Here is a 16,855-nt window from a genome sequence, read left to right on the forward strand (position 1 = left end):
ATGCCCAGAAATCAAGTATTTTTCGATGAGTTGAGCTAATTATAGCAGAAAAGAGGATATTTTGCTCAAAAATCTTCTGCAAAATCGGCAAAAAACAAAGTGTGGTGGAATTTAACTCTGCACTGGAATTTAAAATTTCAAGTTAGCAGAATACTCCTGCATACTGACGTTGTCGGTTTACACATATCCATTCAGATAATCCGCGGCTTCCGGGCTGATTTTAAAAGAAAAAGACGGATGATAGAATCCGGAAAGCTGCAGTTTGATATAAGGACTGTCATAGACGGTTATTTCGCACAGAGTCTGCATGTGGCCGTTGTTTTCTGTTTGTCCAAGCTTTATGGTTTCTTCCTGGGCAAACTGAAAAGTACCGGTTTCTTCTGCGCTTTCAGGGATTGATTCTATTTTCCAGTTTTCCGGTTCCATTTCCACTGTGAAGGCATCGATTTCTCTGTTTCCGGTAATAGTTCGGCCTGTTTTTTCTGCGTCTGCCGGGACAATGGTAATCTTCTGAGCTTTTGAAAATGTTCCGGAATCCCCGGAAATATCCGGCAGGTCCGGAGACAGGACGGCCGGACCGGATCCGCAGCCGCAGAGGAGAACGGCGGCTAAGGCACAGAGTGCTGTTGCTGTTTTCTTTATTTTCATGAAAAACTCACTCCTTTCTGAAGGGGAGGATAATCTATATTATTATAACTGATCTGTGTTTCTGATAAGCAACCGGTAGGATTTTATCATGCCTGTCAGATAGATGCACAGAAACGCGCCGGCTCCGGCCAGAATCATTCCAGCTCCCAGAACAACACTGTCCCAGAACTCCTGCTCTGCCGGAAGGAGAAGCGGGAGAAACAGGATGCCGATTCCGATCAGAGCGATTCCTGTAAGGATTCCTGTATGTGCTCTTTTTCTGTAATTTGTGTATTCGGCGGTCAGTTCTGACAGAATATTTTTGTCAAACAGAAGCGGTTCGCTCCATAATCTGCGGTATGGGTAGTCGCTTAGTTTTACCGAAAATAAAAGTACTGCTCCGGCAATTATAAGAATCATGAAGATCAGAATGCCGGTTTCAGCCTCCATAAAGCAGAAGGCCAGACTTGCAATGAAGAGGAAGACTGCCAGGCTTATCTTCCGGTATCGTACTTTCTGGCAGGCAAGGAATCCCCGGGCTGTTTCCAGACTTACATAGACCCCTTTTTCTTCTTCTGTCCGGGACGGGGCGCTGTCCTGGTCCCTGCGGGAATTTTCTTCATTGAGCAGATAATCCAGGGTTACATTAAAAAGTCTGCTCATGTGTATGATCTTTTCCGTTTCCGGGTATCCGCTGTCCCGTTCCCATTTACTGACCGCCTGCCGGGATACTCCCAGCTGACAGGCCAGCTCTTCCTGAGACAGGCCGGCTTCTTTTCTCAGTTTCTGTATTTTTTCTCCAAAGGTCATATTTGTTTCCTCCCTTCACTGTCAGAATACATTTTTCCGCGGTTGCAGGCCACCAAAATACGGTTGCAAATGCGCAACCGGAGATTGCACATGCATGAAAACGGGGAAAAACGGCCTCTCAGTCCATTTTCAGCCGTTTTGCAGAGGACGCTTCTGAGCGAATCTTTTCCATATAAAAATCAAATCCATTATATAAAATATTCTTTTTATTCACAAGCCGGCACGTACGGAAGAAAATGAAGATATGTCTGAAAAGTGTTTGACAGACGGACAATCCGGGCATATAATGAATGCAGATTTGAAGGAAGAGGTGAAAAGATGAAGAAATAATCTGTTTTTGCAAGCGTGAAACGACAGGTATATTACCCGGAAGGGGATATTTGTTTTATGCTGCCGGAAGCAGGTGAAGTCTTCACAGCCTCTCTTTTTTTGTGGAAAAACCGGAAAGTATTGTTTTCTGTCTGCAGCGGCGGAGCGGATACTTATAAGAGTCATACAGAGAATACGAAAAGTGAGGAAGTTTACAGATATATCCTGTCTCTGACAGCACATGAGAGGAGGAATGTGTATGTCACAGATCTGTGTAAACAACCTCACTTTTTCTTATGAGGGAAGTCCGGACACGGTTTTTGAAAATGTATCATTTTCAGTAGATACCAGCTGGAAACTGGGATTTGCAGGAAGAAACGGAAAGGGCAAGACCACATTTCTGCGTCTGCTGATGGGAGCGTATCCGTACAGCGGCACCATTGCCTGCAGTACGAGGTTCGACTATTTCCCATATCAGATGGGGCTGGAAGAGATGGGGCAGTCCGGGGCGGAACTGGCAGAACAGTGGAAACCGGGATGTGAGCAGTGGCGTATTCTGTGCGAACTGGATCAGCTGGGCCTGGATGCGGAGACGCTATACCGTCCTTTTGAAACTCTGAGCTTTGGAGAGCGGACCAAGATTATGCTGGCGGTGCTCTTTTCCGGGGAAAATGATTTTCTGCTGATTGATGAGCCGACCAATCACCTGGATCAGCACGCCAGGGAGAGCGTGAAAACCTATCTGTCGGGCAAGAAAGGATTTATTCTGGTATCCCATGACCGGGATCTGCTGGACGCCTGTGTGGACCATATGCTGGTACTGAACCGATGCAGTATTGAAGTACAGAGCGGCAATTTTTCAAGCTGGGAGGAAAACAAAAGAAGAAAAGATGACTTTGCCAGAAAGGAAAATGAAAAACATCTGAAAGAAATCGGGAAATTGAAAAAAGCGGCGGAGAAGACAACAAGATGGGCAGAGAAAAACGAGGGGGCGAAGATTGGATTCGATCCGGTCAGGGAGCATGACCGGTCCATTGCAACCCGGTCTTACATCGGGGCGAAGACGAAAAAGATGAACAGCAGAGTCCGCCAGATGCAGGGACGCATACAGCGGGAGATCCGGGAAAAGGAAGGTCTCCTGCAGGATATCGAGTCGGTGGAGAACCTGAAGATTATGCCTCTGGAACATCATAAAAAGACACTGGTGCGGGCGGAGCAGCTGGCTCTCAGATATGAAGGGGCAGGGGAATGTATCTTTGAAAATCTGAATTTCGAACTCTGCCAGGGGGAACGGCTCTTTCTGAGAGGCGCCAACGGATGCGGAAAGTCCAGCCTTCTGAAAATGATACTTCGCCAGGCCGGATATGAGAACAGAAGGAATGAGAAGGGAAACAGGCTCTGTGTGGAAAGCGGAAGTCTGTATACCGCGCCGGGACTCGTGATCTCCTATGTGAGCCAGGATACGTCTTTCCTGAAAGGGAGTATTTTTGAGTTCTGCCGGGAAAAAGACCTGGATGAAAGTCTGTTCTGCGCAGTCCTTCGGAAACTTGATGTGGACAGAAACCAGTTCGGCAAAAACATGGAAGAATATTCGGAAGGGCAGAAGAAGAAAATCCTGATCGCGGCAGGACTCCTGACGCCGGCTCATCTGTATATCTGGGATGAGCCGCTGAATTATATTGACATTTTCTCCAGGATGCAGATTGAGCAGCTCCTGCTGCGCTGCCGCCCGACCATGCTGGCTGTTGATCACGACCTCCGCTTTCAGGAGAGAGTGGCAACGGATTTTGCGGATATCGGGGAGAACTAAAGAAGAGTTTCCTGGATGTTCTGGCGGATTTTTTCGGTGAGGACAGCATACTGTACCAGTTCCTCATCATCCATGCCTGCAAAACGAACCTGATCGAAATCATTCTGTACGGTCTGGAGTTCCTGGAGAATGGGCTCCGAATCGGAAAGAAATACAATATCCAGGAGCTTGTGCGGAGAATGGACGGGGGCGCCGGATTTTGTTTTCTTCTCTGCGGGATGCTCCGTGGTCCGGATCAGCTTTTTTGCTTCCAGCTTCTGAAGCATAAGTGTCAGGGCGCGCATGGTCATGCCTGTGAAGTCGGCCAGATCTTTCTTTGTATTGATCTGGCGGGCATGATCCAGAAACATAATCATCCGGATTTCCTCCAGAGAAAGCCCGTATTTCAGGGCGGCAATTTCCAGATACCGGTCCAGCAGCTTGCGGCTGCGGTAGGAGGAAGCCAGGATCCCTTCTCCTGTTACGGCTTCCGGACATATGCGCGTCCGTTCCCTGCCGAGCTTTGTGGCTCCGGGGAGTATGGAGGGCGGTACAGCGCCGTCTTTTGCGGCGCCGATCAGAAACCGGTATACCTGGAAACGGTTTTTTTCATATTCTTTTTCATCCAGCACATGTTTGTAAAAACGGTTATAGTATTCAAAAACAGTAAGCTTCATGCGGACAGAGTTTACAATTGTAGCGCTCTGGGATACGAGAGAGCCCTTTGTTTTTACGTAATAATAGATAGGCGCTTTCAGCGCGTAAAAGGTTTCCGCATGTAGAATATATTCCAGATTGAAAAGAAAATCTTCGCACCAGCTCAGTTCAGTATTCATCCTCAGGTTATATTTTTCTACAATATCCCGCCGGTATAACTTGTTCCAGATAACGCCATAATAAAAATCAGCGGGGTTTTTCATCATATGTCCCGCGAATTCTTCCCGGGTCAGAACGCTGTTGTCGTCAATATCACCTTTGTGGGAAACTCGTTCGCCGACAACCCGGTAAAAGTCCGCGATTACCATGTCGCACTGTGTATTTTCCACGGCCCGGACAAAAAGTTTCGTGGCATCCGGGGTAATCCAGTCGTCACTGTCCAGAAACTGCAGGTATGTTCCGCAGGCATGGCTGATCGCGGTGTTTCTTGTGTCTGAGACTCCTGTATTTGATTTGTGAATCACCTTTACACGGGAATCAGAAGCCGCGTAGGCGTCACAGATGCTGCCGGAGCGGTCCGTGCTTCCGTCATCTGCAAGCAGGAGTTCAAAATCCTGATATTCCTGGCCGAGAATGCTGTCCACACAGCGGGACAGGCTGGATTCCGCGTTATATACAGGTACGATAATGCTGACAGTTGGATTCATAGAAGAACAGCCTCCTGAAATAAATGAATTCTTTTTGGGCGCAGGGCAGAGACAGGCGTCCGTTCTGATAATTATATCATGGAATCTGCATTTTAAGTAGAAATAAATATAGATAAGTATTATAACAGGATTGAAAAATCTGTGACGGTGTCCCGGAAATCTGGTTTAGAAATTATTTAGAAATTTCTATGCTGAATTAGCACTCGAGACTTGACTTGGCTAACAATTATTGCTATATTACTAATAGAACACGGAATTACACGTGGCGAAAAGGAGGGAGAAGCCATGAATATAAATAAATTTACGCAGAAATCACTTCAGGCGGTTCAGGAATGTGAAAAGGCTGCTGCAGATAACGGCAACCAGGAACTGGCGCAGGAGCATCTGCTGTATGCTCTGCTGACACAGGATGACAGCCTGATTTTAAAATTGCTTGAAAAGATGAGTATCCAGGGCAGGCTCTTTATCAACAGAGTTGAGCAGGCCATCGGTAAGCGGCCGAAAGTCCAGGGCGGTCAGGCTTACGTAGGACAGGATCTCAATAATGTCCTTATCCATGCAGAGGATGAGGCGAAACAGATGGGAGACGAGTATGTGTCTGTCGAGCATCTGTTTCTTGCCCTGTTAAAATATGCAAGTAAAGATATGAAACAGCTTTTCCGGGAGTTCGGCATCAGCCGGGAAGGATTTTTACACGCGCTTTCCACTGTAAGAGGCAACCAGCGGGTTACAAGCGATAATCCGGAAGCAACCTATGATACGCTGAACAAATACGGACAGGATCTTGTGGAGAGAGCAAGAGAGCAGAAGCTGGATCCGGTAATCGGAAGAGATGAAGAGATCCGCAATGTGATCCGGATTCTGTCCCGTAAGACAAAGAATAACCCGGTGCTGATCGGAGAACCGGGCGTCGGTAAAACCGCAGTTGTAGAAGGGCTTGCCCAGCGGATTGTCAGCGGGGATGTCCCGGAAGGACTGAAGGAAAAGACAATCTTTTCTCTTGACATGGGCGCTCTTGTGGCAGGAGCGAAATACCGCGGAGAGTTCGAGGAACGTCTGAAAGCGGTGCTTGAAGAAGTGAAGAACAGCGACGGCAAGATCATTCTGTTCATCGATGAGCTGCACACAATTGTGGGAGCAGGTAAAACAGACGGTGCAATGGACGCCGGTAATATGCTTAAGCCTATGCTTGCCAGAGGCGAGCTGCATTGCATCGGCGCAACCACACTGGATGAGTACCGGCAGTATATTGAGAAAGACGCGGCTCTGGAACGGCGGTTCCAGCCGGTTTTGGTAGATGAGCCTACAGTGGAGGATACGATTTCTATTCTTCGTGGACTGAAGGAGCGGTATGAAGTTTTCCATGGCGTTAAGATTACGGACAGCGCCCTTGTAGCGGCGTCAACTCTGTCCCACCGTTACATTTCGGACCGTTTCCTTCCTGATAAGGCCATTGACCTGGTGGATGAGGCCTGTGCGCTGATCAAGACGGAACTGGATTCCATGCCTACAGAGCTGGATGAGCTGCGGCGGCGTGTCATGCAGCTGGAGATTGAGGAAGAGGCGCTGAAGAAAGAAGAAGACCGGCTCAGCCGGGAACGTCTGGAACATCTGCAGCAGGAGCTTGCAGAATTGAAGGATGAGTACGCGAATAAGAAAGTTCAGTGGGAGAATGAGAAGACTTCCGTGGAACGTGTCCAGAAGATCCGGGAAGAGATCGAGCAGGTCAACCGGGATATTCAGAAGGCACAGCGGGAATATGATCTGAATAAAGCGGCAGAACTTCAGTACGGCCGTCTGCCTCAGCTTCAGAAACAGTTGGAAGAGGAAGAGGAGAAGGTAAAGGAAAAAGACCTGTCTCTTGTTCATGAGGCAGTGACAGACGAGGAAATCGCCCGGATTATTTCCCGGTGGACCGGAATTCCGGTAGCAAAACTGAACGAGAGTGAGAGAAACAAGACTCTTCATCTGGCAGAAGAACTGCACAAACGTGTGATTGGCCAGGACGAAGGCGTAGAGCTTGTAACGGAGGCAATTATCCGTTCCAAAGCCGGCATCAAGGACCCGTCCAAACCGATCGGCTCCTTCCTGTTCCTGGGACCTACCGGAGTAGGAAAAACTGAGCTTGCCAAGGCACTTGCGGCCAGTCTGTTTGACGACGAAAATAACATGGTCCGTATTGATATGAGTGAGTACATGGAGAAATACTCCGTGTCCAGACTGATCGGAGCGCCTCCGGGATATGTAGGGTATGATGAAGGCGGACAGCTTACCGAGGCGGTAAGGAGAAAACCGTATTCGGTTGTACTTTTCGATGAGATCGAGAAAGCTCATCCGGATGTATTCAATGTTCTCCTTCAGGTGCTGGACGACGGAAGAATCACGGACTCTCAGGGCCGTACTGTGGACTTTAAGAATACGATCCTTATTATGACCTCCAATATCGGAGCAGGCTATCTGCTGGAAGGCATCAAAGACGACGGAACCATTGACAGTAAATGCCAGGAGATGGCGATGAATGATCTCCGGGCTCATTTCAGACCGGAATTTCTGAACCGTCTGGACGAAATTATTATGTTCCGGCCATTGACGAAAGAGAATATCCGTGCCATTATTGATCTGTTGGCAGCGGATGTAAACAGACGTCTTGTGGAAAAGGAACTGCGGATCGAGCTGACGGAGAAGGCCAAAGATCTGATTGTGGAAGGCGGCTATGATCCCATGTACGGCGCAAGGCCTCTGAAAAGGTATCTGCAGAAAAATGTGGAGACCCTTGCGGCGAGACTGATCCTGGCCGGAAATGTAGGCCGGGGAGACACGATTCTGATCGACGCTGCTGACGGAAAACTGAAAGCAGACATTAAAGGGCAGATTGTCCATGTGGAAACGGAACAGTAACGGGATTTGCGGACAGACTGCGCTGAGATGATCGGGAAAAGGAAAGGAATACATTCCGCATGACGCCCATTATCTTTCACATTGATGTAAATTCGGCTTATTTAAGCTGGACAGCGGTAGAAAAACTGAAGAACGGAGCAGCAGTAGATCTGCGCCGGATACCGGCCATTATCGGCGGCGACCAGAAGTCCCGCCACGGGGTGGTGCTGGCAAAATCTCCCGCTGCAAAACGATATGGCATCCGCACAGGGGAACCTGTTGCGAATGCCTTTCGTAAATGTCCCAATCTTGTGATGGAACCGCCGGATCATAAAATGTACCGGGAGAAGAGCCGGATGCTGATGGAGTATCTGCGCACCTTTACTTCTGAGATTGAGCAGGTAAGTGTGGATGAGTGCTACATGGATTTCACATCCATTGCGTCCCGTTACCATTCGCCGGTGGACGGCGCCCTTGAGATCAAGGACGGGATAAAGAACCGGTTCGGATTTACGGTAAATATCGGAATATCGACAAATAAACTTCTGGCCAAAATGGCTTCGGATTTCGAAAAGCCGGACCGGATACATACGCTGTTCCCGGAGGAGATCCGGGAAAAGATGTGGCCGCTTCCCATCGGGGAACTGTACATGGCCGGCCGTTCCAGCGTGGAAACGCTGAAAAAGCTGGAAATCAATACCATAGGGGCTCTGGCTCAGGCAGATCCGGATCTGATTGTTCTGCATCTGAAGAGTCATGGGAAAATGCTGTGGGAATTCGCGAACGGGATCGGAACCGCCGAAGTACAGTCTGAGCCGGAACAGGCAAAGGGAATCGGAAATTCCACGACACTTTCTGAAGATGCGGTTTCCGCAGAAGAAGCAGAGGCAGTCTTTCGGGAACTTGCTGCAAGTGTGGGAAACCGGCTTAAAAAAGCTGGACAGAAGGCGGGAATGGTCAGTATGGAGATCAAGTATTATGATTTTCGTACTATTTCCCATCAGAAACAGCTCGAGAAACCGTCCAACGATCCAAAAGTGCTTTATAACGCGGCGTGTGCCCTGTTTCTGGAAGTATGGACCGGGGAGCCGGTGCGGCTGCTGGGGATAAGAACGTCCAAGCTGGCGGACGAGTCGGAGCCGGAGCAGCTGACCATTTTTGACATTGTGCCCCCGGAAGAACCGGATGAAAAGCACAGAAAGCTGAAAAAAGCGCTGGATGAGCTGAACGCCCGGTACGGCCAGGGGGCTGTGGTAAAAGCCAGTTTAATGAAAAAAACAGAGAAGAAAGATCTGTGAAAAACCGGAGAGATTCTGCGCAGACGCGCAGGATTCCTCCGGTTTTTTATTTTATATGGATATAATGAAAAAGGTCAGATATGGCTGCGGAAAACTCCGATTCCCAGACCGCCTGTCCCGATATGGGTTCCAATGCTCATAGTCAGCGGAGAGTAAACCAGTTCCATATCCGGAAAGTTTTTCTTCATCTCAGAACGGAACGCCTCCAGGGCATCCGGATCCATTGGAGTATTTGCAATTCCTACTTTCAGCACACCCTGTTCCTTCAGATGAGAAAAACGGGAATAAATATCATCTTTTACCGCCTGAAGCATGGTACGGAAGGCTGATTTCATGCCTCTGGTTTTGGCGCGGGAATCCAGTTTGCCGCCCTGTATGGTGAGGACCGGCTTCAGCCGGAGTACGGTGCCGATTGCTGCCGCGGCTGGAGTGATCCGTCCGCCTTTTTTCAGATATTCCAGCGTATCTACGGCAATATAGATGCTGGCGTCCAGAGCTTCCTTTTCCAGGATCTCTTTGATTTCTGCTGCTGTTTTCCCCTCCTCTGCCAGGGCCCCGGCATCATATACCGACTGGAGCTGGGGCACCGAAATGCGGTGGTTGTCCACAACGAATACCTTTCCGCTGTAGGTGTCGTCATCTGAAAGCATAACAGCAGTCTGACATGTATTGCTCAGACCGGAAGACATGGGAATAAAAATGACCTGGTCATAATCTTTCAAAAGTTTATCCCACATAGCAGTGACATCGCCGGGGGATGGCTGAGACGTAGTGATTTCCGCCCCTGCGGCCTGCTTTTTGTAAAAATCTTCTGCGGTAATGTCCACTCCTTCAAAGTAAGTGCGGCCGTCGATGATTACAGGCATGGGAATGACGTGAATTCCCAGTTTCCTGCCTTCTTCCGGCATAATACCGCAGTTGCTGTCCGTCATAACTGCAATTCCAGACATAATACTCCCCCTTTGCTTGATCGTTATTTTAACAGGTGTTAAAATTATAGCAAAACGATACCAGAATAACAATGAACAAAAACTGTAAAATGTAAGCTATTTATACAGAAAAACCAAAGGTGTAAGGAAATGGAAGATAAACGTATTACGAAGACAAAACGAAGTCTGAAGGCGGCTATGATTGAAATGCTTTCAAAAGAGGATTTTGAGCACATTTCTATTACAGAACTGTGCAGACAGGCTGAGATCAGCAGAATTACATTTTATTCCCACTATAATGACAAGTATGCGCTTCTGGATGAAATATTTGACGATATGCTGCGGATCGGGACAGAGGACTATTACCGGAGACAGAAAGAAAACAATCCTTCCGGGAGACTGGCGGCCGGGTATGTGAATATGCTGGACAGCATCCTGGAACTATATTATGAACGGTTTGTTTTTTTTCAGCATGCGAATCCGGAGAAGAATCCATATCTGGCTTCCCGGCTGTACAGCATTATTCTCGATACGGTGGAGATGCATACGCTTCATGTGAAAAAAAGGCTCCGGTTGAAGTACTCTCCCAAAAAGATCGCTGGTTTTGTGTGCTTTGGAATGCTGGGGTTTGTCAATGAGTCACACAAGGATAATACCCCTCTGGCAAAGATCCGCCAGGAAGCGAGAGAACTTCTGACTGATCTGCTGCACTCCACTGTACTTACGGACGGAGAGAGACAGCGCTGAGAAAGTTTCCGCATGGCCGGTAAGAGAGCGGAAAGGATGCGGAAGCCCGGACAGATGAAAACAGGGCAATAAAAAACCGGACAGAAAAGTCCGGAAAATAAAATGGAAGCAACGGGGCTCGAACCCGTGACCTCTCGCGTGTGAGGCGAACGCTCATCCCAGCTGAGCTATGCTTCCATACAAATTATTATAGCACTGCGGGCGTGAATTTCAATATGCATTTTTGCTGCGGCCGGACGCAGTGTTTCGTGCCGCACGGCATTCTGAAATGCAATACAGATTCCGTATTTCGGAATTATTCTGCCAGAATCAAGGTCCCGCTTTACGCGTATTTGCGCGAATAAAACAAAAATCCCGTAATCACCTGGATTACGGGATTGATGCGGAAGAAGAGACTTGAACTCTCACAGGATTAACTCCCACTAGAACCTGAATCTAGCGCGTCTGCCATTCCGCCACTTCCGCTCGACAAGTGATATCTTATCACATTGAATTCTATTTGTAAACCCCCAAATTAAAAAAAATTTATAAGAGTGAAACGGGCGGTTTCTGTCGGCATTTTCTGGCTGTCTGACTCCTGCTTCTTTATAATATACCGGATAATATACCGGCGGGCCGTCTTTCTCCTGTGACAGGATATAGACGGTCTGCCGGTATAAGGAGGGTCACATAAAATTGAATCGCCCGGTACAGCCGGAATGCCTGCCTATACAGCACGAAGATATTGTACACTGTAAGGCGGCATATGGAGCTGACCCTGAAGAGAAATCTTTTCCGCGGATGCAGAAGATACGGTTCCGGAAGAAACGGAATCTTCAGAGGATTCTTTATTTTCAGAAACTGCTTTCGCATCTTTTCCTGTATCGGTATTCAGCAGATCGGTATATTCTCCCTGAAGCTCCCCGCTGCCTGCAGTATATGGAGTATCCGATGCGTTTACTGCAACCAGAACACGATCCTGATCTGTTCTGCGCTCAAAGACAAGCTGGTGATTGGTAATTACTACATTTTTGTAATAGCCGTTGCACAGAGCGTCGCTGGTTCTGCGGACAGCAATCAGTTTCCGGATAAAATCGGTCAGTTCATTCGGACTGGGAGCCTCGAAACAGGGACGCAAAGCATAATCATTATCCGGAGCTTTCTCGCCTTCTTCACCCCATTCACTGCCATAATAGATGCAGGGGATGCCGGGCATTCCGAAGAGGATGCCGTAAGCCAGGGGCAGATGGTTCTTGTTTGTCAGTATGCTGGCAATTCTGGTTACATCGTGATTGTCCACGAAGTTCATCAGATGCTTGCCCCGGTAGAGACACCACTGTTCCGCGCCGTACTGACGGTTCAGAGAGTGCGCAATCTCAAACATATTCATGCTGTTGAAGCTGGAATAAATGCCTTTATAACATTCATAGTTAGTGCAGCTGTGGAGCATTTCGTCATTTACAATCAGATTATAGTCGCCAAAAAGTACTTCGCCGATGAGAGCGAATCCTGGCTTGATTTCTTCGCAGAAATGCCGGAGACACTTCATAAAATCGTGATCCAGGGAATATGCCACATCCAGGCGAAGCCCGTCGATGCCGAATTCCTCGATCCACATTTTCACGCAGCTGAGAAGATAGTCTGTTACAGCCGGGTTGCGCAGGTTCAGTTTTACAAGCTCGTAGTGTCCTTCCCAGCCTTCATACCAGAACCCGTCGTTGTAGCCGCTGTTTCCGTCAAAGTTGATGCAGAACCAGTCTTTGTACGGGGAGTCCCATTTCTTTTCCTGTACGTCTTTAAAGGCCCAGAATCCGCGCCCTACATGATTGAATACACCGTCCAGCATGATTTTGACATTGTGCCGGTGCAGTGTCTGACAGACTTCTTTAAAATCTTCATTTGTACCCAGACGGCAGTCAATTTTCATAAAATCTCTTGTGTCGTAACCGTGATTATCCGATTCGAAAATCGGGTTGAGAATTATGGAACCGATGCCAAGATCCTGAAGATATTCTGCCCATTCCCCGATTTTCAGAATACGGTGTTCGGTAATTCCGTCGTTGTGTACCGGAGCTCCGCAGAATCCAATGGGATATATCTGGTAAAAAGTTTCATTGTAAGCCCACATAGTATGCTTCCTTTCTTAGTTGATTTTTGGCCGTGCCGAGAAAAGCTCTGTATGCAGTTTCAGCTTTTCTGCCTTCGCTTAAGTATACCATGAATCGGCCAAAATGGAAAGCCGGGATCCCCGACGGCCCCGGGCCGGGCCGCTGGTCTGCAAAGGCGGAGAAACCGGAACAGAAGCCACAGTCTGCTGAAAAATGAGAAAATATACAGGACGGCGGAGCCGGGGAGAAATAAAGTGAAAAAGCGGCAGGGGCGGCTCAAAAGCCGGCAGAATTGTGCTATAATAAAAAGCAGATCTGCATGGCAGAGAGAATATGCGATAAACTGTAATGAATAAGAAAAAATCCGGAGCAGGAGGTGGCAGTATGAAAAGAAGAGAAAAATATCTGAGAAAATGCATTTCTGCGCTGGCTCTTGCCGGTATGCTCATGGTATCTGTCCGGCCCCTGAGTGCATCGGCGGAAAGCGTGCCGGGTGCAGATACCCGGGAAGAGGCTCAGGAGTTATCCGCGGCAGATCTGTCCGGCGGGAATGAAGACCTGCAGAAAGGGCAGAATGACTCCGGAATTACGGAAGAAGAGACTCCCGGAGATGAAACGGAAATAACCGGACAGGCCGGAGAGAAAGAGAACGAAAAAGAAGAGAAAGCGAATGGATCAGAGGATAAGCAGGAGAATCCGGTTCAGACGCAGGAAGAAAGCGGACAGGAAGACGGCGGAACGGACGGAACGCAGAATACCGGCGGCGGTCAGCAGAGCGAAGAGGACGGAGGCGGCATGCCGGCAGAACAGGCATTTTCCCAGACCGATCCTGCCACAGGAATCTGCGCGGAAGCAGCTGCAGGAGTTTTCCCTGCCGGTACCCTGATGATAGTAACTCCCCTGACCGGCGGAGAAAACTATAATCTTCTGCAGACGCTGCTGTCGGCTGCGGCAGATCAGTTTCAGGTGTATGATATCAGTTTCTTTTCTGTCTCCTTACCGGATTTTTCCGATATGCAGCCGGTACAGCCCGGGGGAAATGTAAAAGTGCGGATGCCGGTTCCGGAGGAATATGATCTGTCCCGGCTTGCTGTTTATCACATCAGTACAGACGGAGGAATGACTCCGGTTTCTTTCGTGGTACAGGATGGCATGGCCGTGTTTGAAACAGATCAGTTCAGCCTGTATGCTCTTGTGGAAATGAAAGAGATGCGGACGGATCTTCCGCCGTCTCTTGAAATGACGGATAAGATTTCACGGCTTGAACTGAACCGGGCCGGTGAAAACAGCACTGTAGTTTCATCTGTTCCATCAGAATATACAAGTCCGAAAACAGGGGATAATATAACGGAGACGGATATTATCCGGCAGATCGCAACGGCAGCTGCGGCTCTGGTATGCGCAGCGGCAATATTGATCCGGAGACGAATCGGTTCTATTGAAAAATAACTATGAGGGAAGGAGAAGCCGTTATGGGAGACAGTGAGTACGCTGACATTGAAAAGATTGTGCAAAGACAGAAAAAGTTTTTCAGTAAAGGTGTTACAAAAGATATCTCTTTTCGGAAAAAGGCTCTGAAGCATCTGAAAAGGGCAGTTCGCTGCTATGAAGAAGAACTGGAGCAGGCGCTGAAAATGGATCTGGGGAAGCATAGGGCGGAAGCGTATATGACCGAGATCGGATTTGTTCTTGCAGGCATTTCACAGGCAATGCATAATGTGGAAAAATGGGCCCGGGAGGAGTACGTGCCCACGCCGGTTTATATGCAGCCGGGAAGGAGCCGGATACGGAAGGAACCTTATGGGTCAGTTCTTATAATCGGTCCGTATAATTACCCTTTTCAGCTTCTGATGGAACCGCTTATAAGCGCCATAGCGGCAGGAAACTGCGCGGTAGTCAGAACATCGAAACAGACTCCGCATACATCGGAGGTTATCCGTCGTATGCTGCTGCATGCCTTCCGTCCGGAATATATCTGGTGCGCGGCGGGAGACAGGGTGGATAATCAGCTCCTTTTAAAACAGCGGTTTGATTATATTTTCTTTACAGGAAGCCCGCGGATTGGACGTCTTATTATGAAAGCGGCAGCGGAAAATCTTATTCCGGTAACGCTGGAGCTGGGCGGAAAAAGTCCGGTTATTGTGGACAGGAGCGCAGATCTGCCGACAACCGCCAGAAGGATTATGTGGGGAAAGCTTCTTAACGCAGGCCAGACCTGTGTTGCCCCGGATTATATACTGGCTGATGAGAACGTCAGGGATCGGCTGCTTATCTGTCTGAAAGAGGCGGCAGAGGATCTTTACGGAAAGAACATAGCAGATAATCCGGATTACGGGCGGATTGTAAATGACAGGCATTACAGCCGGCTGGCGGACATACTGGAAGCGGATAAAGAGTGGATTGTATACGGCGGAAAGCATACAAAGAAAGGCAGATTCGTCGGTCCCGCGATCCTGGATCTGGGATCGGTTTCAGGAAAAGCGGCGGATCAGGCGGTCTCCATGCAGGACGAACTGTTCGGACCGGTTCTGCCTGTGCTCTCCTATAAGAAATTACAGGAAGCGCTGGATTTTGTGAATAAAAGAGAGCGGCCTCTGGCTCTGTATATATTTACAGAGGACAGAGATGTGCGGGATCGGATCCTGGAACATACATGTTCGGGCGGAGTGTGTGTAAATGATACGGTAGATCATCTGGTAAATCACAGACTTCCTTTCGGAGGAGTCGGTAATTCCGGGATGGGACGGTATCATGGAAAATATGGATTTGATACATTTACTCATCTGCGGGCAGTCTATGAGAAGCCTCCGGGAAAAAGTATATCACCGGGTTATCCGCCATACAGTGAGGCAAAGCTGAAACTGATAAAGAAATTTCTGAGATAGAGCGGACTGTACACAATTGAATAAAGAAAAGTCATGTCGGTTTTTCTGAAAAATTGCAGAAGAACCGACATGACTTTTTGTGAGAAAGATTTTCCGGAGCAGGGAGCCGCAAGGAGCCGGTTCTGATGGAGTTCCTCTCAGATTAGTCCGTGATTACGGCAGTAAGTAAAGATTCCGTCCTCTGCCGCAGTGCCGCATATTTGGTCAGCTGCAGCTTTAACATCTTCCCCGGCATTTCCCATGGCAATTCCGAGACCGACAGTCTGCAGCATTTCAATATCATTTGCCCCGTCTCCGAACGCGATTGCCTGTTTTCTATCCAGATGGTAATATTCCAGAACTTTTTCAATGCCATATCCTTTGCTGCCGGTTGCGGAGATAATATCTGCAGCCCTGTCCCACCAGGCGGTGATTCGCGCGCCTTTTACATCTTCAAGAACAGCTGCGTATTCTTCTTTCCGGCAGCCGATCATGATCTGAAATATCTCTTCTCTTGACAATTCGTCAAAATCTTCAATGATTTCCAGATTGTGCTGAGAGATGGCAAAGTAATCCTCCAGGTCTGTGTCGCTTCCGTTTGCGCCCATGCGGTCGGCTCCGGCCAGGGCAAGAGGACGGTGGATTTTTGCCGCATTCCTGATAACAGTCTGCACATCGGCGGCAGGGATAGGATTGCGGAATATAACTTCCTCTTTTGTGTAGCAGTAGGATGCGTTAAATGTCAGGTATGCGTCAAAATCAATTCCCTGAAAACGGGGAAGAATTGCCGGCGGGCGTCCTGTCGCGATGCAGATTTTGATGCCGTTTCTCTGAAGTCCGGATAATGTTTCCAGCATATTCGGCGTAATTTTTCTGCTGCCGATATCGATCATTGTACCGTCTATGTCAAAAAACGCAATTTTTATATTCTTATAATCTGGTAAATTCATGTCAGCCTCCGTATAAAATATTTTGAATTATTATAGCATTACAAGAAAGACATGACTACTGATTTTCGGCAGAAACAGCGTGCTCTCCGGTAATTTCCCGGAAGGTGTCCGCGTTTTGTATTCAAAAAACAATAAAATAAATATTGACACACATAGAAAACTAGTGTACTATCCAACTATGTCACTGGTACAGCAATAAGCTTC

General features: G+C 48.3%; 12 protein-coding genes and 2 tRNA genes. 6 read left to right on the forward strand and 8 right to left on the reverse strand.

The features are described from left to right. Window positions 1–177: 177 nt before the first annotated feature. Entirely contained in the window at window positions 178–648 is a 471-nt protein-coding gene (locus tag AC0QUU_RS05010; protein ID WP_474544955.1) for a hypothetical protein, read from the reverse strand. A gap of 42 nt (window positions 649–690) precedes the next feature. Continuing rightward, a complete protein-coding gene (locus AC0QUU_RS05015; RefSeq protein ID WP_474544956.1) occupies window positions 691–1,437 on the reverse strand; it encodes a helix-turn-helix domain-containing protein in 747 nt (248 codons plus the stop codon). 568 nt (window positions 1,438–2,005) lie between these two features. Here AC0QUU_RS05015 and abc-f point away from each other — a divergent pair. Further along, window positions 2,006–3,556 (forward strand): ribosomal protection-like ABC-F family protein, encoded by a 1,551-nt coding sequence (gene abc-f / locus AC0QUU_RS05020; RefSeq protein WP_474544957.1) that lies wholly within the window; start codon window positions 2,006–2,008, stop codon window positions 3,554–3,556. Here the strand turns inward: abc-f and AC0QUU_RS05025 are convergent. After that, window positions 3,553–4,899 (reverse strand): glycosyltransferase, encoded by a 1,347-nt coding sequence (locus AC0QUU_RS05025; RefSeq protein ID WP_474544958.1) that lies wholly within the window; start codon window positions 4,897–4,899, stop codon window positions 3,553–3,555. The two genes, abc-f and AC0QUU_RS05025, sit on opposite strands and share 4 nt — an antisense overlap. A 285-nt stretch (window positions 4,900–5,184) precedes the next feature. Between AC0QUU_RS05025 and clpB the strand changes: the two genes are divergently transcribed. Together clpB and AC0QUU_RS05035 are read left to right on the forward strand one after the other, a co-directional pair. Next, on the forward strand, window positions 5,185–7,797 hold the full coding sequence (clpB, locus tag AC0QUU_RS05030) for an ATP-dependent chaperone ClpB (RefSeq protein WP_474544959.1): 2,613 nt from the start codon (window positions 5,185–5,187) through the stop codon (window positions 7,795–7,797). A 59-nt stretch (window positions 7,798–7,856) separates the two neighbouring features. Then, a complete protein-coding gene (locus AC0QUU_RS05035; protein WP_474544960.1) occupies window positions 7,857–9,074 on the forward strand; it encodes a DNA polymerase Y family protein in 1,218 nt (405 codons plus the stop codon). A 74-nt stretch (window positions 9,075–9,148) separates the two neighbouring features. Here the strand turns inward: AC0QUU_RS05035 and AC0QUU_RS05040 are convergent, their stop codons facing one another. Next, complete coding sequence (locus AC0QUU_RS05040; protein ID WP_474544961.1) at window positions 9,149–10,024, reverse strand: DegV family protein; 876 nt, start codon at window positions 10,022–10,024, stop codon at window positions 9,149–9,151. Between the two features lie 129 nt (window positions 10,025–10,153). On the opposite strand from AC0QUU_RS05040, the gene AC0QUU_RS05045 reads away from it, so the two are divergent. Beyond that, entirely contained in the window at window positions 10,154–10,750 is a 597-nt protein-coding gene (locus tag AC0QUU_RS05045; protein ID WP_474544962.1) for a TetR/AcrR family transcriptional regulator, read from the forward strand. A 103-nt stretch (window positions 10,751–10,853) separates the two neighbouring features. On the opposite strand, the gene AC0QUU_RS05050 is transcribed toward AC0QUU_RS05045, so the two are convergent. The 3 genes from AC0QUU_RS05050 to AC0QUU_RS05060 form a co-directional block, all read right to left on the reverse strand. Continuing rightward, window positions 10,854–10,927, reverse strand: a tRNA-Val gene (locus tag AC0QUU_RS05050). 204 nt (window positions 10,928–11,131) lie between these two features. After that, window positions 11,132–11,215: transfer RNA gene (locus AC0QUU_RS05055), tRNA-Leu, on the reverse strand. 241 nt (window positions 11,216–11,456) lie between these two features. Further along, window positions 11,457–12,857, reverse strand: coding sequence for an alpha-amylase family glycosyl hydrolase (locus AC0QUU_RS05060; RefSeq protein WP_474544963.1), 1,401 nt, complete (start codon window positions 12,855–12,857; stop codon window positions 11,457–11,459). Between the two features lie 364 nt (window positions 12,858–13,221). Between AC0QUU_RS05060 and AC0QUU_RS05065 the strand changes: the two genes are divergently transcribed. Together AC0QUU_RS05065 and AC0QUU_RS05070 are read left to right on the forward strand one after the other, a co-directional pair. Continuing rightward, window positions 13,222–14,286: a hypothetical protein gene (locus AC0QUU_RS05065; protein ID WP_474544964.1), complete on the forward strand. Its 1,065-nt coding sequence runs from the start codon at window positions 13,222–13,224 to the stop codon at window positions 14,284–14,286. Between the two features lie 23 nt (window positions 14,287–14,309). Beyond that, a complete protein-coding gene (locus AC0QUU_RS05070; protein ID WP_474544965.1) occupies window positions 14,310–15,722 on the forward strand; it encodes an aldehyde dehydrogenase in 1,413 nt (470 codons plus the stop codon). 137 nt (window positions 15,723–15,859) lie between these two features. Here AC0QUU_RS05070 and AC0QUU_RS05075 read toward each other — a convergent pair whose 3' ends face one another. After that, window positions 15,860–16,651 carry a Cof-type HAD-IIB family hydrolase gene (locus AC0QUU_RS05075; protein WP_474544966.1) on the reverse strand — a complete coding sequence of 264 codons (792 nt, stop codon included), beginning with the start codon at window positions 16,649–16,651 and terminating at the stop codon, window positions 15,860–15,862. Between the last annotated feature and the right edge of the window lie 204 nt (window positions 16,652–16,855).

The organism is Mediterraneibacter sp. HA8405, from assembly GCF_056148955.1.